18 protein-coding genes are annotated in these 19,759 nt (G+C 59.8%); 13 read left to right on the forward strand and 5 right to left on the reverse strand.

The window, feature by feature from the left end; translation table 11 throughout:
• Positions 1 to 13: 13 nt before the first annotated feature.
• Positions 14 to 2,848, reverse strand: coding sequence for a preprotein translocase subunit SecA (secA, locus tag ACZ5C3_RS27420; RefSeq protein WP_464044398.1), 2,835 nt, complete (start codon positions 2,846 to 2,848; stop codon positions 14 to 16).
• Positions 2,849 to 3,179: 331 nt separating this feature from the next.
• Here secA and ACZ5C3_RS27425 point away from each other — a divergent pair, with 331 nt between their 5' ends.
• The 3 genes from ACZ5C3_RS27425 to mutT all read left to right on the forward strand — a co-directional run bounded on the left by ACZ5C3_RS27425 (position 3,180) and on the right by mutT (position 5,894).
• Positions 3,180 to 4,103: a peptidylprolyl isomerase gene (locus tag ACZ5C3_RS27425; protein ID WP_464034235.1), complete on the forward strand. Its 924-nt coding sequence runs from the start codon at positions 3,180 to 3,182 to the stop codon at positions 4,101 to 4,103.
• 148 nt (positions 4,104 to 4,251) lie between these two features.
• A complete protein-coding gene (argJ, locus tag ACZ5C3_RS27430; RefSeq protein WP_464034236.1) occupies positions 4,252 to 5,493 on the forward strand; it encodes a bifunctional glutamate N-acetyltransferase/amino-acid acetyltransferase ArgJ in 1,242 nt (413 codons plus the stop codon).
• Entirely contained in the window at positions 5,442 to 5,894 is a 453-nt protein-coding gene (gene mutT / locus ACZ5C3_RS27435) for an 8-oxo-dGTP diphosphatase MutT (protein ID WP_464034237.1), read from the forward strand. The genes argJ and mutT overlap by 52 nt, the downstream gene beginning before the upstream one ends.
• Before the next feature lie 55 nt (positions 5,895 to 5,949).
• Here the strand turns inward: mutT and ACZ5C3_RS27440 are convergent, their stop codons facing one another.
• Positions 5,950 to 6,798, reverse strand: coding sequence for a methyltransferase domain-containing protein (locus ACZ5C3_RS27440; RefSeq protein ID WP_464034238.1), 849 nt, complete (start codon positions 6,796 to 6,798; stop codon positions 5,950 to 5,952).
• Between the two features lie 112 nt (positions 6,799 to 6,910).
• Between ACZ5C3_RS27440 and ACZ5C3_RS27445 the strand changes: the two genes are divergently transcribed.
• The 5 genes from ACZ5C3_RS27445 to ACZ5C3_RS27465 are packed head-to-tail and all read left to right on the forward strand — an operon-like array spanning position 6,911 to position 9,858.
• Positions 6,911 to 7,735 carry a ComF family protein gene (locus tag ACZ5C3_RS27445; protein ID WP_464034239.1) on the forward strand — a complete coding sequence of 275 codons (825 nt, stop codon included), beginning with the start codon at positions 6,911 to 6,913 and terminating at the stop codon, positions 7,733 to 7,735.
• A 31-nt stretch (positions 7,736 to 7,766) separates the two neighbouring features.
• The gene (gene grxC, locus ACZ5C3_RS27450; protein ID WP_464034240.1) at positions 7,767 to 8,042 is read left to right on the forward strand and encodes a glutaredoxin 3; all 276 of its coding nucleotides are present in this window, start codon (positions 7,767 to 7,769) and stop codon (positions 8,040 to 8,042) included.
• Complete coding sequence (locus ACZ5C3_RS27455) at positions 8,039 to 8,926, forward strand: carbon-nitrogen hydrolase family protein (protein ID WP_464034241.1); 888 nt, start codon at positions 8,039 to 8,041, stop codon at positions 8,924 to 8,926. The genes grxC and ACZ5C3_RS27455 overlap by 4 nt, the downstream gene beginning before the upstream one ends.
• Positions 8,923 to 9,390, forward strand: coding sequence for a DUF1178 family protein (locus tag ACZ5C3_RS27460; protein WP_464034242.1), 468 nt, complete (start codon positions 8,923 to 8,925; stop codon positions 9,388 to 9,390). The genes ACZ5C3_RS27455 and ACZ5C3_RS27460 overlap by 4 nt, the downstream gene beginning before the upstream one ends.
• A gap of 15 nt (positions 9,391 to 9,405) precedes the next feature.
• A complete protein-coding gene (locus tag ACZ5C3_RS27465) occupies positions 9,406 to 9,858 on the forward strand; it encodes an EamA family transporter (protein WP_464034243.1) in 453 nt (150 codons plus the stop codon).
• Here the strand turns inward: ACZ5C3_RS27465 and ACZ5C3_RS27470 are convergent, their stop codons facing one another.
• The 3 genes from ACZ5C3_RS27470 to ACZ5C3_RS27480 form a co-directional block, all read right to left on the reverse strand.
• Positions 9,859 to 10,758: an EamA family transporter gene (locus ACZ5C3_RS27470; RefSeq protein WP_464044399.1), complete on the reverse strand. Its 900-nt coding sequence runs from the start codon at positions 10,756 to 10,758 to the stop codon at positions 9,859 to 9,861.
• 168 nt (positions 10,759 to 10,926) lie between these two features.
• Positions 10,927 to 11,685, reverse strand: coding sequence for a bifunctional 2-polyprenyl-6-hydroxyphenol methylase/3-demethylubiquinol 3-O-methyltransferase UbiG (ubiG, locus tag ACZ5C3_RS27475; protein WP_464034244.1), 759 nt, complete (start codon positions 11,683 to 11,685; stop codon positions 10,927 to 10,929).
• Between the two features lie 32 nt (positions 11,686 to 11,717).
• Positions 11,718 to 12,185: a PH domain-containing protein gene (locus ACZ5C3_RS27480; RefSeq protein WP_464034245.1), complete on the reverse strand. Its 468-nt coding sequence runs from the start codon at positions 12,183 to 12,185 to the stop codon at positions 11,718 to 11,720.
• A 138-nt stretch (positions 12,186 to 12,323) separates the two neighbouring features.
• On the opposite strand from ACZ5C3_RS27480, the gene ACZ5C3_RS27485 reads away from it, so the two are divergent.
• The 5 genes from ACZ5C3_RS27485 to ACZ5C3_RS27505 all read left to right on the forward strand — a co-directional run bounded on the left by ACZ5C3_RS27485 (position 12,324) and on the right by ACZ5C3_RS27505 (position 19,712).
• A complete protein-coding gene (locus ACZ5C3_RS27485) occupies positions 12,324 to 13,577 on the forward strand; it encodes an aspartate kinase (RefSeq protein ID WP_464034246.1) in 1,254 nt (417 codons plus the stop codon).
• A gap of 458 nt (positions 13,578 to 14,035) precedes the next feature.
• Complete coding sequence (ptsP, locus tag ACZ5C3_RS27490) at positions 14,036 to 16,303, forward strand: phosphoenolpyruvate--protein phosphotransferase (protein WP_464044400.1); 2,268 nt, start codon at positions 14,036 to 14,038, stop codon at positions 16,301 to 16,303.
• Between the two features lie 217 nt (positions 16,304 to 16,520).
• Positions 16,521 to 17,606 (forward strand): peptide chain release factor 1, encoded by a 1,086-nt coding sequence (prfA, locus tag ACZ5C3_RS27495; RefSeq protein WP_464038448.1) that lies wholly within the window; start codon positions 16,521 to 16,523, stop codon positions 17,604 to 17,606.
• Positions 17,603 to 18,490, forward strand: a complete 888-nt coding sequence (gene prmC, locus ACZ5C3_RS27500) for a peptide chain release factor N(5)-glutamine methyltransferase (RefSeq protein ID WP_464034247.1) — start codon at positions 17,603 to 17,605, stop codon at positions 18,488 to 18,490. Before prfA ends, prmC begins: the two co-directional genes overlap by 4 nt.
• Positions 18,491 to 18,944: 454 nt before the next feature.
• Positions 18,945 to 19,712 carry a DUF4167 domain-containing protein gene (locus ACZ5C3_RS27505; protein WP_464034248.1) on the forward strand — a complete coding sequence of 256 codons (768 nt, stop codon included), beginning with the start codon at positions 18,945 to 18,947 and terminating at the stop codon, positions 19,710 to 19,712.
• The last annotated feature ends 47 nt before the right edge of the window (positions 19,713 to 19,759 follow it).

Consider the following 19,759-nt stretch of genomic DNA (forward strand, 5'->3'; position numbering starts at 1 on the left):
GATCGACACCGGCTCAGACGTAGCGTCCATGGCAATGCTTGTACTTCTTGCCTGAACCGCAGGGACAATCCTCGTTGCGTCCGATCTTGCCCCAGGTTGCGGGATTCTGCGGATCGCGCTGATCCGGTGCGACAGGCGCGAGCGAAGCCGCCGCAAACGACATCTCGTCCTCACCCGTATTCGGGTTGAGCTTGTGCGCTTCCATCTGCGGTAATTCCGGCTGCTCTTCCGGTGGAATGATCTCAACACGGACGAGCTGCGCGGTCACCGCTTCACGCAGATGGGTGATCAGGCCTTCGAACAGGGCGAACGCTTCGGACTTGTACTCCTGCAACGGATCGCGCTGGCCGTAACCACGCAGGCCGATCACCTGACGCAGATGGTCCAGCATGACCAGATGCTCGCGCCAAAGATGATCCAGCGTCTGCAGCAGAATCGATTTCTCGACATAGCGCATCACGTCCGGACCGAACTGTGCCGACTTCGCCGCCATGTGTTCATCGACGCGCTTCTCGATACGCGCCAGCATTTCCTCGTCGGCAATGCCTTCTTCCTTGGCCCAGTCCTCGACCGGCAAATCAAGGTCGAGCACGCGCTTCAATTCTTCCTTCAGACCCGCGATATCCCACTGCTCGGCATAAGCGTGCTCGGGGACGTGCTTGGTGACAAGGTCGTCGACCAGAGCATGGCGCATATCCGCCACGGTCTCGGCAACGTTCTGATCGCGCATCAGATCGACGCGCTGCTCGAAGATTGCCTTGCGCTGGTCGTTCTGCACGTCGTCGAACTTGAGGAGATTCTTGCGGATGTCGAAGTTGCGCGCTTCGACCTTCTGCTGCGCCTTCTCGAGCGCCTTGTTGATCCACGGATGGATAATCGCCTCGCCTTCCTTCAGGCCGAGACGGGTCAACATGGTATCGAGGCGATCCGACCCGAAGATGCGCATCAGATCGTCTTCCAGCGACAGGAAGAACTTGGTGCGGCCAGGGTCGCCCTGACGGCCAGCACGGCCTCGCAGCTGATTGTCGATGCGGCGTGACTCGTGACGCTCGGAACCGATAATATAGAGGCCACCCGGCTTGGTGACCGTCTTTGCCGGCCTGCTGCCCTTGGCGGGCTCAAGCTCAATGGTTTCTTCCGCTTTCAATACGATTTCGCGGAACCGTTCGATATCAGCCTTGATCTGCGCGATCCGCGCCTGCTTCTCAGCCTCGTCGGTGATGTCCGCCGTTTCCTGCGCAATGCGCATTTCGAGCGAACCGCCGAGTTTGATGTCGGTGCCGCGGCCGGCCATGTTGGTCGCAATGGTGATCGCGCCCGGCACGCCGGCTTCAGCAACGATATAGGCTTCCTGTTCGTGGAAGCGTGCATTCAGCACCGCGAACAGCTTCGCGGGCTTGCCCGCGCGTGCGGCCGCGTACAGCTTTTCCATCGCCTTCGGATTGCCGAAATCGATCAGCTTGTAGCCGTTTTTTTTCAAGAACTCGCCGAGCACTTCCGACTTCTCAATCGAAGCCGTACCCACCAGCACTGGCTGCATGCGCGCATTGGCGCGCTCGATTTCGGCCAGAATAGCGCGGTGCTTTTCCTCTGCCGTGCGATAGACCTCATCGTCTTCATCCAGACGCGCGATCGGCAGGTTGGTCGGCACCTCGATGACTTCGAGCTTGTAGATGTCGAACAGTTCGTCCGCTTCCGTCGCCGCCGTACCGGTCATACCGGCCAGCTTTTCGTACATGCGGAAATAGTTCTGGAACGTAATCGAGGCGAGCGTCTGGTTCTCCGGCTGAACCGGCTGATGTTCCTTCGCTTCCAGCGCCTGATGCAGACCTTCCGAATAACGCCGGCCCGGCATCATGCGGCCGGTGAACTCGTCGATAATGACGACTTCGCCGTCACGAACGATGTAGTCCTTGTCGCGGGTAAACAGCGAGTGCGCGCGGAGCGCCTGATTGACGTGGTGAACAACGGAGACGTTCTCGACGTCGTAGAGCGAGTCGCCCTTGAGCTGTCCGGCATCGCGCAGCAGGGTCTCGATCTTCTCCATGCCGGCTTCGGTCAGCGTGACGGCGCGCTGCTTCTCATCGACTTCGAAGTCCGCGGTCTTTTCCAGCTTCGGGATGTAGGTGTCGATGGTGTTATAGAAATCGGAGCGGTCATCGAGCGGACCGGAAATGATCAGAGGCGTGCGCGCTTCATCGATCAGGATCGAGTCGACTTCGTCGACAATCGCGAAGAAGTGTCCGCGCTGGACCATGTCCTCCAGGCGATACTTCATATTATCGCGCAGATAGTCAAAACCGTATTCGTTGTTGGTGCCGTAGGTGATGTCGCAACCGTAAGCCGCTTGCCGCTCGGCATCGTCGAGGCCATGGACGATCACACCCGTGGTAAGGCCGAGGAAGCCATAGACCTGGGACATCCAGTCGGAGTCGCGCTTGGCCAGATAATCGTTGACCGTGACGACATGGACGCCCTTGCCCGCGAGTGCATTGAGATAGACCGGCAGGGTTGCGACCAACGTCTTGCCTTCGCCGGTCTTCATTTCGGCGATGTCGCCCTCGTGCAGAACCATGCCGCCGACGAGCTGCACGTCGAAGTGCCGTTGACCGAGGGTGCGCTTGGCAGCTTCGCGCACGGTCGCAAACGCAGGCACCAACAGATCGTCAAGGCTCTTGCCTTCAGCGATCTGTTTGCGGAATTCGTCCGTCCGCGCTTTCAGCGCCTCGTCGGACAACGCCGCAACCTCGGGCTCCAGTGCATTGATGGCATTGACGCGAGACTGGTAACCCTTAATACGCCGGTCGTTGGCAGAGCCGAAAAACTTGCGGGCGAGCGCACCGAGCATCGAAAATTCCTGTCTAGCAGTTTGGTGTTGCAGCCGCGGGGACCGCGACCACTTACCCGTGAGAGGCGTATCCCCAGAATTCCTTGCGGGGGCAAACCCTTGCAGATGAGTGCGGGAAACGAATTCCGGGGTTCACGTGGTCAACCGCGGCACCGTCCCACAGCAGCCTCAAGAGCCCGCGGGAGAGATATGGGCCGCTCCGAGCCTTGTCAACGCGCGAACCTGTCAAGGATTTCATGATTTTGGCGGCTTTTTCGCGTTGCTTCTCGGCAATGGTTGAGCGAGTGTCCGGCCGCCCGAACCGTCCGACTTTGACCCATAAGGATTTTCCATGACTGTTTCTCAGACCAGCACGGCCCTGAGCGCGCGAACCGGCCTGCTCTCGACCGCCGCGGCAACTTGTCTCGCGGTTTTCTTGATGGCTGGCCAGCCGCTCCACGCACAAAATGCCGATCCCGTGATCGCAAAAGTTAACGGCGCGGAAATTCATCAGAGCGATCTGGCGGTTGCCGAGGAAGAGCTTGGACCGAGCCTGCAGCAGATGGACCCGGCCAGCCGCCGCGAAAACCTGATTTCCTTCCTGGTCGACATGAAAATCGTCGCCAAGGCCGCCGAGGACAAGAAGGTCGGCGACAGCGCCGACTTCAAGAGAAAGCTCGCTTTTGCCCGTGACCGGCTCTTGATGGACAGCATCCTCAACACCGAAGGCAAGGCTGCCGTCACCGACGACGCCATGAAGAAGGTCTATGACGACGCCATCAAACAGGCGGGCAACGAGCAGGAAGTCCATGCACGGCACATCCTCGTTCCGACCGAGGAAGAGGCGAAGGCGATCGTCGAGGAACTCAAGAAGGGCGCCGATTTCGCAGAACTCGCCAAGAAGAAGTCGAAGGATCCAGGCGCAGCCGATGGCGGCGACCTCGGCTTCTTCACCAAGGAACAGATGGTTCCAGAATTTTCGGCCGCGGCCTTTGCGCTCGAACCCGGCAAGATTTCGGACCCTGTGAAGTCCCAGTTCGGCTGGCATGTCATCAAGGTTGAGGAAAAGCGCGATCGCAAGCCGCCTCCATTCGACCAGGTGAAGCCGCAGATCGAGACTTTCGTCGTTCGCAAGGCGCAGTCCGATTACGTCACCAAGCTGCGCGAAGCCGCCAAGGTCGAGCGCCTCGACAAGAAGGACGAGCCCGCAGCAGCGGCTACTCCGGCTCCGGACGCGAAAGCGGCACCTGGCGGCGCCATGATGAAGAAGAAATAAACGTCACGAATTCGTCATCTGTGACATTCTGATTTAGAGAATGCCCGGCTTCGTGCCGGGCATTTTCATTTCTACCTTTTGATTTCTGCCTTGCGATTCACCTGCCCGATGAGTTTGATGCGCCCATTCTCAAATCCGGAAGATTGCAATGTCGACAACGGTCTCGCCTCTCGCCCCCACCCACGTCCCTGATATGCCGCGGATCGCCGGTGTGCGTCTTGCGACAGCCGCTGCCGGCATTCGCTACAAGGACCGTACCGACGTCCTGCTGGCGCTGTTCGACAAAGGCACGGCTGTCGCGGGGGTTTTCACCAAGTCCAAGTGCCCGAGCGCCGCGGTGGACTGGTGTCGCGCGAAGCTAAAGGGCGGCGAAGCCCGCGCTCTGGTGGTCAATTCCGGCAATGCCAACGCCTTCACCGGCAAGAGCGGCAAGCAGTCTACTACTCTGACCGCATCGATCGCCGCGAAGGCAGCGGAAACAACGCCGGCCAAGATCTTTCTGGCCTCCACGGGCGTCATCGGTGAACCGCTCGACGCGACGAAATTCGATGGCGTGCTGGATAATCTCGTGCAGAGCGTTGCGGAGGATGGCTGGCACGATGCCGCTCGCGCCATTATGACCACCGACACATTCGCGAAGGTCGCAACCGCAACGGTCAAAATCGGCAACACGAAAGTGCACATCAACGGCATGGCCAAAGGTGCGGGCATGATCGCGCCCGACATGGCGACCATGCTGTCGTTCATCTTCACCGATGCACCGATCTCCGCGGCGGTGCTGCAATCGTTGCTCAAGACTGGCGTCGAAGACACGTTCAACGCGGTGACGATCGATGGCGACACATCGACCTCCGACACGCTGCTTGCGTTTGCAACCGGTGCGGCCGCAGCCGAAGGCGCGCCAAGAATCACTCGTGCCGCCGACCCGAAACTGAAGGCGTTCACGAAGGCTTTTCACGGGGTGCTGGCGGACCTCGCCGAGCAGGTTGCACGCGACGGTGAAGGCGCACGCAAGTTGATCGAGATCATCGTTGACGGCGCAACGTCGAAGAAATCTGCGCGCAAGATCGCGATGTCCATCGCCAACTCGCCGCTGGTGAAGACCGCGGTCGCCGGCGAAGACGCCAACTGGGGCCGCGTCGTCATGGCTGTCGGCAAAGCCGGCGAACCTGCCGACCGTGATAAACTGTCGATCTCGTTCAATGGCATTCGTGTCGCGACCAAGGGCGCGCGTGATCCGTCCTATAACGAGGCGGAAGTCTCTGCGCTGATGAAGGAGCAGAAGATCCAGATCAAGGTCAATCTCGGTCTCGGCAAGGGAACCGACCGCGTGCTGACATGCGATCTCACCAAGGAGTATGTCACGATCAACGGCGATTACCGGTCGTGATAAAACTCACCCTCGTTGTTGCCTGCGCGCTGATCGACGCCGACAACCGCGTCCTCATCGCGCAGCGTCCCGAAGGAAAGGCGATGGCGGGGTTGTGGGAGTTTCCCGGCGGGAAGCTCGAGCCCGGCGAACGGCCTGAGCCCGCGTTAATCCGCGAACTCACTGAGGAACTCGGCATTACAGTGCAGGAGCCGTGTCTCGCGCCGTTAACGTTCGCCAGCCACGGCTATGAGACCTTCCATCTGCTGATGCCACTTTACATCTGCCGGAAGTGGGAAGGCATCGTCACCGCGCGCGAAGGCCAGAACCTCGCATGGGTCCGTGCCAACAAGTTGCGCGACTATCCGATGCCGCCGGCTGACATTCCCCTCATTCCACATCTCACCGATTTGCTGTTGTGATGCGCGCAGGAATTTCGTGATGGCACGTGGATAAATTCCACGTCGCCACAACACATCACGGCTTCGATTTGCCTTTAACGGCAGCCTCTAGGCTCATCTTCGCTGATCCCGGCTTCAGCGCCTTCTGCTGGCTTTCATGGGGCGCCCATCCCGAGAGCCAGATGATATCGAACGTGGCGCGGATGCGCCCGTCGGGATCGGCAAAACGCTCCGCATAGACGTGTGCCATCTTCAGCAACGTGGCTCGGCGCGACAACGTCCGGCGGCGCTCGGTCAGAATATTGGCGGCGCCCATACGCCGCAGATCATGCATGAGCGCGAATGCATTGTCATAACGCACCACGATACGATCCACATCCGTCACAGGCAACGCAAAGCCCGCACGCTGCAGCAAAGCTCCGACATCTCGCAAATCGGCAAATGGCGCGACGCGTGGCGATACGCCGCCTTCGATTTCGGCTTCAGCCGCGGCGAAGGATTGCCGAAGTTCGGTCAGCGAGTCTCCGCCGATCATGGCCGCAAGCAGCAATCCATCCGGCTTGAGGGCGCGGCGCACCTGCGCCAGAACGCCCGGCAGATCATTCACAAACTGCAAAGCCAGTGCCGAAACCACCAGATCGAGGGATTGGGGCACCAGCGGCAACGGCTCGCTGTCGGACGCGGGCAGCGCGACCGCCGCAAGTTGCAGCACACTCGCATCGATCGCGCCGCGTACCTGATCGCCCGGCGTGCCGAGGTCAACACCGTTCGAGAATTCACGCAGCACAGCATGCAGCCGCTCGGCCATATCCTCGGCCACACGATCCAGCAAAAACGTCGCAGGTCCGAGCTGCGCCGCGCGACGCAGCCGCTCGCGGAGCAAAGCGCGATCGAACAGGCGCGGAGGACTATCATTCGTCGTCATGGGCCGTTGGTACGTCTTGAGCCGTCATCTGACAATATCGAAGCCTACTTGCACCGAAAGCCCCACTTGAGCCGGCCATACCGCCGGTTTAGCTTCGATTTGCGGGGGAGATATGTCCGAGGTGGAAGAGACAGCATCACGACCTTTGAGCGACCGTCTGCAGAGCGGACTGTTTCGCGCTTTGAAGGGCTGTCGTGACATGTGCTTGGCCATTCCGCGCGCGGCGCTGGATATCGCCCTACCGACCCTATGTGTGTCCTGCCACGAACCTGTCGCTGGCGAAGGCGTATGCTCCGCCTGCTGGGCAAAGCTGTCGTTCATCGCGCCACCGTTCTGCGCACGGCTTGGCATTCCGTTTGTCTATGATCCCGGCTCGGGATTCCTCTCGATGGAAGCCATTGCGAAGCCACCGGCTTACCAGCGCGCCCGCGCCGCCGTGCGCTATGACGAAGTCGCACGCACGCTGGTCCACGCGTTGAAGTATCAGGATCGCACGGATCTCGCCCCCACCATGGGTCGCTGGATGGCCCGCGCCGGGCACGAGCTTTTGAGCGAGGCGGATGCGCTCATCCCTGTGCCCTTGCATTGGCGGCGAAGCTGGAGCCGCCGTTACAACCAGTCGGGCGCTTTGGCTAAGATCATCAGCCGGGAGACCCGCCTGCCGGTCGTCGGCAACGCTTTGCAGCGGATGCGGCCGACATTGCAGCAGATCGGATTGTCCAAATCCGATCGCGCACTCAACGTCCAGGGCGCGTTCAAGGTGCCTTTGGAGAAAAAGTCTTCCGTCCAAGGCAGACGGATTGTTCTGGTTGACGATGTGTTGACGTCCGGCGCCACGGTCGATGCATGCGCCCGCGCGCTGTTGCGGGCCAGGGCTGCGCAGGTGGACGTGCTGGTGTTCGCGCGGGTTGTGGACACATTCAAGCCCCCCATATAATTTGTGTCATTCACCGCTGTAGAGACACAACATGCCTGCTGAGATTGAGATCTATACCCGCCCCGGATGCGGCTATTGCAGTGCTGCGAAATCCCTTCTGACCCGGAAGAAGGCAGCTTTCACGGAATTCGACGTGGCGGTTGATCCGTCTTGGCGTGCCGAAATGGTCGAACGCGCCAAGGGCGGCGCGACCTTTCCGCAGATCTTCATCGACAAGACGCACATCGGCGGGTGTGACGATCTCTATGCGCTCGATCGCGAGGGCAAGCTCGACGGCTTGCTCGACGGCCAGAAAGTTTCGTCATGAGCACGATTGAAGCCGGCGCCCCGTTTACCGCAGCTATGGTGCAGATGCGCACCGCGATGCTGCCTGAGACCAGTCTTGCCGAAGGGATCAAGCTGATCCGCGAGGCCAAGGACAAGGGCGCCGACTACGTGCAGACACCTGAAGTGAGCAACATCATTCAGGTCAACCGCAAGGGTCTGTTCGAGGTTCTCGCGACCGAAGAAGATGACCGTTCGCTCAAGGCGTATCGCGAGCTCGCGCGCGAACTTCAAATTTATCTTCACATCGGATCCCTGGCGATCAAAGCGACACCAGAACGCGCGGCCAACCGATCATTCCTGATCGCACCGACCGGCGACATTCTCGCCCGCTACGACAAGATCCATATGTTCGACATCGAACTCGACGGCGGCGAAAGCTATCGCGAGTCCGCGAACTATCAGCCCGGCGAAACCGCGGTGATCTCGGACCTGCCGTGGGGCCGCCTCGGTCTCACGATCTGCTACGATGTGCGCTTCCCTGCGCTTTACCGGGCGCTTGCCGAGGCCGGCGCGTCTTTCATTACGGTGCCATCGGCTTTCACGGTTCGTACCGGACAGGCGCATTGGCATGCACTGCTGCGCGCCCGCGCCATCGAGAATGGATGCTTCGTGTTTGCTGCCGCACAAGCCGGGAAGCACGAGAGCGGGCGTGAAACGTACGGCCACTCCCTGATCGTCGATCCGTGGGGTGAAATCCTCGCCGAAGCCGGCACGGACACCGGCGTTATCTTGGCGAAGATCGATCCGGCGAAGGTTTCGACCGTTCGCAAGACCATTCCGTCCCTGCAACACGGGCGCCGCTTCACGCTGGTCGACCCCAAGGCAGGTCCGGACCATCTGCACCTTGTGCGAGGATCGGTATGATCCGTTACGCGTTGCGCTGTGAGCGCGGCCACGATTTTGAAAGCTGGTTTCAAAGTTCTTCCGCTTACGACAGCCAGCGCAAGCGGGGCCTTGTTGCGTGCCCAATGTGCGATTCAACCAAGGTCGAAAAGGCGATCATGGCCCCACGGATCGCGCGCAAAGGAAAGACAAAAGCGCAGCCGGTTGCGGCTCCCGTCTCCTCCGCGGGCGAAGAATCAGCATCTCTGGTGATGGCTCCGCAGGAGCGCGAATTGATTACCAAGCTGAAAGAGCTGCGCGATCATGTACTGAAGAACGCCGATAACGTCGGGGACAAATTCCCGGATGAGGCGCGCAAGATGCACTACGGCGACATTGAACATCGTGCGATCTACGGCGAAGCCTCAGCGGACGAAGCCAAGGCACTGGTCGATGAGGGCATCGAAGTTGCCCCGCTGCCGATACTTCCTGACGATCGAAACTAAGCCACTAGGCCGCCCATGAGCCCTGAAACGATGTCATCGTGGCAAGGCTCCTGGCAGATGTGGGCGATATTGTCGGCGGTGTTTGCGGCGCTCACAGCCATCTTCGCAAAGGTCGGCGTCGAGGATATCAATCCAGACCTCGCGACATTCATCCGTACGGTGATCGTACTCGCGAGCTTTGCGGTCATTCTGTTTGCCACCGGCCAGTTCGCCAGACCCGGGCCGATCTCCGGCAAAACATGGACATTCCTTGTGTTGTCCGGGTTAGCCACCGGCGCCTCGTGGCTATGCTATTTCCGCGCTCTCAAGCTTGGACCCGCGACACTTGTCGCACCGATCGACAAATTAAGTGTTGTGCTGGTGGCGCTGTTTGCCTTTGTGTTTTTGGGTGAACGTCCTTCCCCGAGCGGATGGCTCGGTATCGGCCTGATTGCCGCCGGCGCCGTGCTTCTCGCACTTAAGAGATAATCAACCCGCCACCAACATGGCCACGCCGATCAGGATCAGTGCGATGCCGCTGACTTCGCGTAGCGAGATCGGCTGCTTCATTGAATAATAGGCGACACCTTGCGCGAACAGCACTTCGACGAGTGCCAACGTTCGGACATTTGCCGCAGCGGTGAGCGCAAAAGCGAGAAACCAGAACAGCGACGCGAACGATCCCATGAAGCCCGCAAACATCGACGGCTTCCATAACCGGAAGATCGCCGTCATGGTGCCGGGCGAACGCACAATCAGCCACGCGGACAAGATGATGCTTTGCATCAGCAGGGTCGCAACCAAGGTCAGGCTGGCTGCCGTGACAAAACTGACGCTGGTGACGTTCAGGATCGCGCCGCGATAGCCTACCGCCGACAGCGCAAAGAATGACGCGGCCAGAAGACCAATCAGAGTGGGCTTCAAGCTGCCGAAACCCTTGGCTCCACCGGGACGCAGCGCGGTGATGACCACACCGATGGTAGCGATCAAGATTGCAATCACCTTCAGAACGGTGAGGTGATCCGAGAGAAAGACGAAGCCGAAGATCGCGGCCTGAATGGCTTCGGTCTTGAGATATGCGGTTGTGACCACAAACGACCGCTCATTCATCGCCATCAGCATGAGAGCGGTGGCAATAATCTGTGCCATTCCGCCGGTCACGAGCCACGGCCAGAATCCTGCCTCCGGCCAGGACAACCGATCGCCGGTGGTCACGAGAATCAGACCCAAGAAAATCAGCGAGAAAGGAAAGCCAAACAGGAAGCGGATATGCGTCGCGCCTAATGTTCCGAGCTGCGCCGTCAAGCCGCGCTGCATGGCGTTGCGCACAACCTGCCCTGCGGCCCCCATCAGGGTGAAGGGAATCCAGAGCCAGACAAATTGGGTCATGATGTGATTTCAACCGAACCGGCCATGCCGTGAACGGTCATAAAAGCCACTGCCTGACGGTTCAGGTCAACCAGCGTCCCGTCATGCCGGGATTGCAGCACCTAGTGTCCCGAATCCAAAGTCCGCCTCATCGCGCAGGAAAAACGGGCGAACTTCTGAACCATTACACTAGGTCGTGGCCTCGGCGATCATCATGTAGTTCACGCCCATATCCGACGACAGGCTCCATTTGTCTGCAATCGGACTGTAGACCACACCGGCCTGATCGCTGATGGCGAGCTTGTTGCGATCAAGGTGATGCGTGATCTCCCCGGGAGTCACGAACTTGTCCCATTGATGGGTGCCGCGCGGCAACCAGCGCAGCACATATTCGGCGCCGACAATGGCCAGTGCGAAGCTCTTCCAATTGCGGTTGATGGTGGAGATCACCATCATGCTCGCCGGCTTGAGCAGCGCCGCGCAATGATCGAGGAAGAGACCAACATCAGCGACATGCTCAACCACTTCCATGGCCAATACGATGTCAAAACGCTCACGTGGATTGATGTCTTCGACTGTGGTGCAGCGATAATCGATCAGCAAATGGGAGCGATCAGCGTGCAGCTTGGCCACCGCGATATTGGTGTCGGACGGGTCGACACCCACCACCTGAGCACCAAGACGCGCTAAGGGCTCGCACAGCAAACCGGCTCCGCAACCAATATCGAGGATGCGCAGTCCTGACAGGCAGTTGAGGCTCTTGGGATTGCGATCGAACTTCCGGCAGATCGCATCGCGGATATAGGCCAGCCGCAGAGGATTGATCTTGTGCAGCGGGGCCATTTTGCCCTTGGGATCCCACCACTGCTCGGACAGCTGCGAGAAACGCGCTATTTCCTTGGGATCGACCGTGGAGGCCGACAACGGACTGATGGTCGTGCTCAACATTGCTACTGCCGCGTACGCATGAGAACGGACGTTTATCTCGCCGTGATATGATTCCGGAATTCCAGCGGCGAGGCGATCATCTTAATCGTTTTCCTGCCTTCACCTACACCCATAACCGTAACGTTTCCCCAGCCAAAAATTCTACCGGCGATACTTTGCTCGACATCGACGCTTTCGATCTTATCCAGACTCATCTCAAAGGTCTGCCGCTTGATGAAGCCCTCCTTGTGGACCACCCGCAGCGATGTCACGTCCGTTTCAATGATCCAGCGCCGAAACCAGGCCCGAAACAGCTCAAATACGGCGACACCCGCGAGCAATGCGCTAACGACCCACAAAATCTTCTGCAAACCGTCATTTGAGACCGTTTGCGCCCCGAACAGGCAGATGCCGGCAAGCAACAGGCACAGCAGGCCCGGGACGTAAATGATTCCGTGAATGGTTGTCGAATACAGCACTTTCTCGCCCGGCTGCAGTATCTCGTCGATATAACGCCCCATACCTGCCTCAAAACCCAAATTGCCGGAGTTGCTTGCCCGCGACCTGATGGGTATGTATAGCCCCCTTTTCGGGGTTGTACCGCCTTTTGCGCGGGAACCACCTTCACAACCAGATCAACCAGGACTGCGCCGTTCGCCATGGGCCGCCTTGTGATGAAATTCGGCGGCACGTCCGTCGCTAATATTGAACGTATTCGCAACGTCGCACGGCACGTTAAACGCGAAGTGGATGCCGGCCACGATGTCGCCGTGGTCGTGTCGGCCATGTCCGGCAAAACCAACGAGCTGGTCGGCTGGGCTACCGAAACATCGTCGCTTCACGACGCGCGCGAATATGACGCCATTGTCGCCTCGGGAGAGCAGGTCACGTCCGGCCTGCTCGCGATCGCGCTTCAGGCGCTCGGCATTCAAGCCCGGTCGTGGCAGGGCTGGCAAATTCCGATCCAGACCAGCGATGCTCACGCGTCAGCCCGCATCACGGGGATCGACGGCGGCGAACTGATCAAGCGTTTCAAAGAGCGCAAGGAGGTGGCGGTCATCGCTGGCTTCCAGGGCATCCATGAACCAACCGGGCGAATCACCACCCTTGGACGCGGCGGCTCAGACACGTCGGCCGTGGCTATCGCAGCGGCGATCCAGGCCGATCGTTGCGATATCTACACTGACGTTGACGGCGTCTACACCACCGATCCGCGCGTGGTGCCAAAGGCGAAACGCCTTGAGAAGGTTGCGTTCGAGGAAATGCTCGAACTGGCGTCGCAGGGCGCGAAGGTCCTGCAGGTGCGCTCCGTCGAACTCGGCATGGTGCATAACGTGCGCGTGTTCGTGCGCTCGAGCTTCGACAAACCGGAAGATATCGATCCCCACGGCACCCCGCCGGGCACGCTGATCTGCAGCGAGGAGGAAATTATGGAGAGCCAAGTCGTCACCGGCATCGCCTTCTCGAAGGATGAAGCCCAGATCTCCGTTCGGCAGATCGAGGATAAACCGGGTATCGCAGCCGCCATCTTCGGCCCGCTCGCCGATGCCAGCATCAATGTCGACATGATCGTCCAGAACGTGTCGCAGGATGGCAAGACGACTGATCTCACCTTCACTGTCCCAGCATCCGACTATAACCGCGCCAAGGACACCATCACCAAGGCGAAGGACAAGATCGGCTATAAAGCCGTGGACAGCGCCACCGATGTCGCCAAGGTGTCCGTCATCGGCATCGGCATGCGCAGCCATGCGGGTGTCGCCGCTCAGGCCTTCAAGGCGCTTTCGGAGCGCAACATCAACATCCGTGCGATCACCACCTCCGAGATCAAGTTCTCGCTGCTGATCGATGCCGCATACACGGAATTGGCGGTTCGAACGCTGCACACGTTGTACGGTCTGGATCAGGCCTGACGCCAACGAGACGCGGAACGCTAGTGTCCCGCCTCCGAATAACCGACCAGTTCGCGGCGCGCTCGCCCGGTTATTCGGAGGCGAAAGGACACCAGCAGGATCAAAATGCTAGTGTGGCTTCTGTCTCGCCATTGCCGATAAGAAACTAGCCGCAAGAGTGATCGGCAATGGCGAGACGCCTCACTAGTTCCGCGCCATCGCTGCACTGCGACATTTCGAGATTTCCTGCCACATCTGGGCTGTTATTTGGCAAGTGTTTTGCTTGGCAAAACGAGCCTCAATTCGATATAGCCTCAGGACAAGGCAGTTGCTTTTTCGTCCCTGACCCTGGCATCGAAAATGTCACGGGCTGGCGGACGATAAGTGGGTGTGGCCTGAATACTTGTTTGTTTACCTCTGGTTAACGCTATCACGGTCCCGCCGGACCGTGCTGGAGTTACAGCGAAGGATGTCAACGGATGCGGAGCGCGCTGGGAGGCCCCCGCGTCTTGCTGAGACGGCTCCGCGAGGTGATGGCCGAACCGGTCAGCGCTCAGGAACGCCTCGACAAGATCGTGGTGCTGATCGCCGCCAACATGGTGGCGGAGGTCTGCTCGACCTACGTGCTGCGCGTCGACAACACGCTTGAACTCTATGCCACCGAAGGTCTGAATCGCGACGCCGTCCACCAGACGGTCCTCACGGCGCATGAAGGTCTGGTTGGCCTCGTCGCGAGCGAAGCGACGCCGCTAAACCTGTCAGACGCGCAGTCGCATCCGGCATTCTCGTACCGTCCGGAAACTGGCGAAGAAATTTACCACTCCTTCCTCGGCGTGCCGATCCTGCGTTCCGGCAACACGCTCGGCGTGCTGGTGGTGCAAAACCGCGCCCACCGCACTTACGTCGAAGAGGAAGTCGAGGCGCTGCAGACCACCGCCATGGTGGTCGCGGAAATGATCGCCTCCGGCGAACTGTCCGCCATCGCAAAGCCGGGAGCCGAGCCGGCTGCCCGCCATTCGCTGCACAAAACTGGGGCGATTCTCTCGGACGGCATTGCGCTCGGCCATGTGGTGTTGCACGAGCCACGCGTCGTCATCACCAATTACATCGCCGAAGATCTCCCGAAGGAGCTCAAGCGGCTGGACACCGCAATCCTCAAGCTGCGCGCCGATCTCGACCGCATGCTGGAGCGCGGCGATGTCGCCGAAGGCGGCGAACACCGCGACGTGCTTGAAGCCTACCGGATGTTCGCCAACGATCAGGGCTGGCAACACAAGCTGCACGAAGCCGTCGCGACGGGCCTCACCGCGGAAGCCGCCGTCGAGCGTGTTCAATCGGACACCCGCGCGCGCATGCTGCGCTCGACCGATCCCTATCTGCGCGACCGCCTCCACGACCTGGAAGACCTCGGTTACCGCCTGATGCGGCAACTCGTTGGACAGGATCATGCGCCATCACGCGAGCAACTGCCTGACAATGCCATCCTGATCGCGCGCTCGATGGGTCCCGCCGCGCTGCTCGATTACGACCGCAAGCGCCTGCGCGGCCTTGTGCTGGAAGAAGGCACCGCTAATTCGCACGTCTCGATCGTTGCGCGGGCGCTTGGAATTCCTGCCGTCGGCGAAGTGCAGAACGCAGCCGGCATCGGCGATCCGGGCGACGCAATCATCGTCGATGGCACGTCGGGGTCGATCTACATTCGCCCTTCGACGGAGATCCAGTCGGCGTATGCGGAACGTGTTCGCTTTCGCGCCCGCCGCCAGGAGCAATATCGCGAGTTGCGCGACAAGCCGTGCATGACCAGGGATGGTCAGCCGGTCGAACTGATGATCAACGCTGGTCTCGTCATCGACCTCCCGCACATCGACGACACCGGCTCCTCAGGCATCGGGCTGTTTCGCACCGAATTGCAGTTCATGGTCGGCCAAAGCCTGCCGCGGACCAGCGAACAGCTTGGACTTTATCGAACGGTGCTTGATGCGGCCGGCAGCAAGCCGGTGACGTTCCGCACCCTCGACATCGGTGGCGACAAGGCGCTGCCGTACATGGATACGATCGTCGAGGAAAATCCCGCGCTCGGCTGGCGCGCGATCCGGCTCGGCCTCGACAGGCCCGGTCTTCTGCGCGGACAAATCCGGGCGCTGCTGCGCGCCGCCAGCGGACGTTATCTGCGCGTGATGTTCCCGATGATTTCGCAGGTCGATGAATTCGACCAGGCAAAGCTGGTGATCGAGCGTGAGCTCACCTATCTGAGACAGCACGGCCATACGCTACCGGAACGCGTTGACGTCGGCACCATGGTCGAGGTGCCTGCCCTGCTCTACCAGATGGATGAATTGCTGAAGCGCGTCGATTTCGTGTCGGTCGGCTCGAACGACCTGTTTCAGTTCATGTTCGCGGTCGACCGTGGCAATTCCCGGGTTACCGATCGCTTCGATACGCTCTCGGCGCCGATCCTCCGTGCGCTACGCGACATCGTGAGAAAAGCGAATGCGGCTGGAAAGTCGGCCTCGCTGTGCGGCGAGATGGCGTCGCAACCGCTTGGCGCGCTGGCTTTGGTTGCGCTTGGATATCGCTCGTTGTCGCTGTCGGCGACCGCACATGGTCCCGTCAAGGCGCTGATCCTCGAGCTTAACGCCAAGAAGGCTGAAGCGATGATCACGCCACTGCTGGACGCGCCGGCCGGATCGGTATCAATCCGAAGCAAGCTGATGGAATTCGCCGAGGCTGAAGGGCTTCCGCTTTAGCGTGTGTCCTAGCGTCCCGATTCCGAAGTTCGCATCATCCCGCTGCCCCTTCGTTTGCGAACTTCGGAATCGAAGGACACTAGCAATTTAGTAATCTAGTGTGGCTTTGGTTCAGAAGTCCGCATTCCAGACTCGCCGCGCAAATGATGCGGACTTCTGAACCGCCACGCTAGCCTACCCGCCGACGCAACGCGTATGAATCACCTGACCAACCGAGATTGCAATGCTGCCCGAAGCCAAACTTGATACCTTGCTGGCACGCCACGCGGCGCTCGAGGCCGAGCTGCTCGGTCAGGTGAATTCCGACACTTATGTTCGCATCACCCGTGAGTTGAGTGAGCTCACACCTGTCGCCGATGCCGTAAAAGCCTATCGCGCGGCAGCAGCGGAAATATCCGATATCGAGTCCCTCATTGCCGACCCGCAAACCGACGCGGAGATGCGGGCGATGGCGGAAAGCGAACGCCCCGAACTCGAAGCGCGCCGGGAAGAACTGGTGCAGCATATCCGCATCGCGCTCTTGCCGAAGGATGCGATGGACGAGCGCAACGTGATGCTCGAAATCCGCGCAGGCACCGGTGGCGACGAAGCCTCTCTGTTCGCGGGCGATCTGTTCCGGATGTATGAGCGCTTCGCGGCCTTGCAGAGCTGGAAAGTTGAAGTGATTTCCGCGAGCGAAGGCACCATGGGCGGCTACAAGGAAATCGTTGCCGAAGTTCAGGGCCGCGGCGCCTTCGCAAAACTGAAATTCGAATCCGGCGTGCATCGCGTGCAGCGCGTTCCAGACACCGAAACGCAGGGCCGCATTCATACCTCCGCAGCGACAGTGGCAGTGCTGCCGGAAGCGGAAGATGTTGACATCGACATCAAGGACACCGATCTGAGGATCGAGACCATGCGCGCGCAGGGCGCTGGCGGTCAGCACGTGAACAAGACCGAATCCGCGATCCGCATCACGCATATTCCCACCGGCATCGTCGTCAACATGCAGGACAGCCGCTCGCAGCATAAGAACCGCGCATCGGCAATGAACATTCTGCGCTCGCGCGTTTACGACGCTGAGCGCCAGCGCGTAGATGCCGTACGTTCAGCCGAGCGCAAGGGCCAGGTCGGATCGGGAGATCGTTCCGAGCGCATCCGCACCTACAATTTCCCGCAAGGCCGCGTGACTGATCATCGCATCAACCTCACGCTCTACAAATTGCCGCAAGTCATCGCGGGTGAAGCACTGGGTGAGTTGATCGATGCTCTCACCACCGAACATCAAGCTGCGCAGCTTGCTGAACAGGGCAACGCGGCGTGACCGCTGCCAAGCTCGCGGGACTGAGCATTGACGCCGCACGACGTGCACTGACTGCGCGCCTCAAAGACAGCGGTATCGATTCCCCCGAACTTGATGCACGACTGCTGATCGGCGCGGCGCTTCATCTCGATCATACCGGGCTGGCGAGTCACAGCGCGCGCCAAATCACGCCTGCCGAGTCCGATATCATCGAAAGCTTCGCACAGCGCCGGATGGCTCACGAGCCGATCGCCCGCATCCTTGGTCACAAGGAATTCTGGGGCCTCGATCTCCGCCTGTCGAAAGCGACGCTTGTTCCGCGGCCCGACACAGAGACCGTGGTCGAAGCAGCACTTGAATTCATTCGAAGCAATCCCATGTTGGGGAGACAAATTCGTATCGCCGATATCGGAACGGGCTCTGGCGCTATTTTGCTGGCCCTGCTGAGCGAGCTTAATGGCTCCGTGGGAACAGGCACCGATATTAGTTGCGAGGCGCTTGCAACGGCGGAATCGAATGCGCAGCAGCTGGGCATCGCTGATCGTGCAAGTTTCGTTCAGTGCAATTATGCCGCCGCATTGTCGGGTTCTTTTGATCTGATTGTATCGAACCCGCCGTATATTCGTTCGTTGGATATCCAGACGCTTGATCCAGACGTGCGCGACAATGATCCGCATCTGGCACTTGACGGAGGTCCTGATGGGCTTGATGCCTACCGCGCAATCGTCCCTCAAGCCGCGAAACTGCTGGCACCGGGGGGCGGCCTGATTGTTGAGGTTGGGTACGATCAGAGCGGGCAGGTGAGCCAAATGATGCAGGCGGCGGGGTTAACCCTTTCGCGCCCGGTACGGGTCGATTTAGGCGGTATTCCTCGCGCTGTGATAGGCCAAAAGGCGGGCCTTTAAAGGATGTTTGGAACACAAAAAACCTCTTGGAATATTGCTCAGGAGCGACTAGGTTCCGGCCACAACATCGGTTCAGGGTCGTGGCTCCCGTCAGGGATTATGGGGTTGAAGCCAGACGTCTCGCGAGAGATACCCTCCGGGTCAAAGGTTCCTAAAAGGCAGGTCATGTTAAGCGCGAAGGCTGAAAGTGCTGCGCAGCTTGAGACCGCGAAGCGAACGAAAGCCTAAGATTGCGCTCGAATATTCACTTGCAGAACATCACGCTTGCTAGTGCAAGCTGATTTGATCCGGCCCAGATGGTTCATCACCTGCGGGCATGTGGAGAACGCGTCCTTGTTGAACGCGATACGCGGCAAAGTCGAAGTGAATCTGGACGGGTCCGCTTTTATGCGGACAATGCGCCGTGCGTCCGGGATACCTACCACCACTATCCAGAATCGGTAAAAGGCACGACATGAGAAACGGTCCGAACAACAACAAGCGTATGCGCGGTCGGAACAACAATAACAACAATAATAATAATAATAACCGCCGCGGCCAGAACCCGATGACCCGGGTGTTTGAATCCAACGGACCTGATATCAAAATCCGCGGCACAGCCTCTCACGTCGCCGAAAAATATGTCCAGCTGGCCCGCGATGCGCGGAGCTCTGGCGACCCGGTTGCAGCAGAAAATTACTACCAGCACGCCGAACATTATTTCCGCCTGATCGCAGCGGCCCAGGAGCAACTGCGTCAGAGTCAGCCGCAGCAACAACCGATGGTTCGCGGTGAGGCCGACATGGACGACAGCAGCGAGGACAGCGACAGCTATTCGAGCTTCGGGGCTGAACCTGGATTTGTTCAGCAGCCTCAGCCACAATATCAACCACGCGAAGCTCAGCCTTATCAGCCGCAACCACGCGAACAGCGCCAGCCGCGCGAAGACCGCCAGCCGCGTGAGGACCGTCAGTCGCGTGAGGATTACCGCGAGCAGCGCGAACATCGTTCGCAGCAACAGCCGTCCATTCAGCATTCCGAGAACGACCAGGTAGATCGCCTGCCCTCATTCATCACCGGCGGCGCTCAACCGCAGCCCGCGGCAAACGGGCACGAGAATGGCGGAAACCCTAACGGCGAACGCTTTGGCCATCGCCGTCGGCGCCGGCCGCCTGGACCTCGCCCCACGGAGAGCCAGATCGCCACGCCTCCGAGCGATGATTTCGGTCCCGCAGGCGACTGACCCCCAGCGTCACTTCATTGATCGACAAAAACGCGAGCTTCGATTCT

This window comes from Afipia dichlorophenoxyacetatis, from assembly GCF_055386385.1.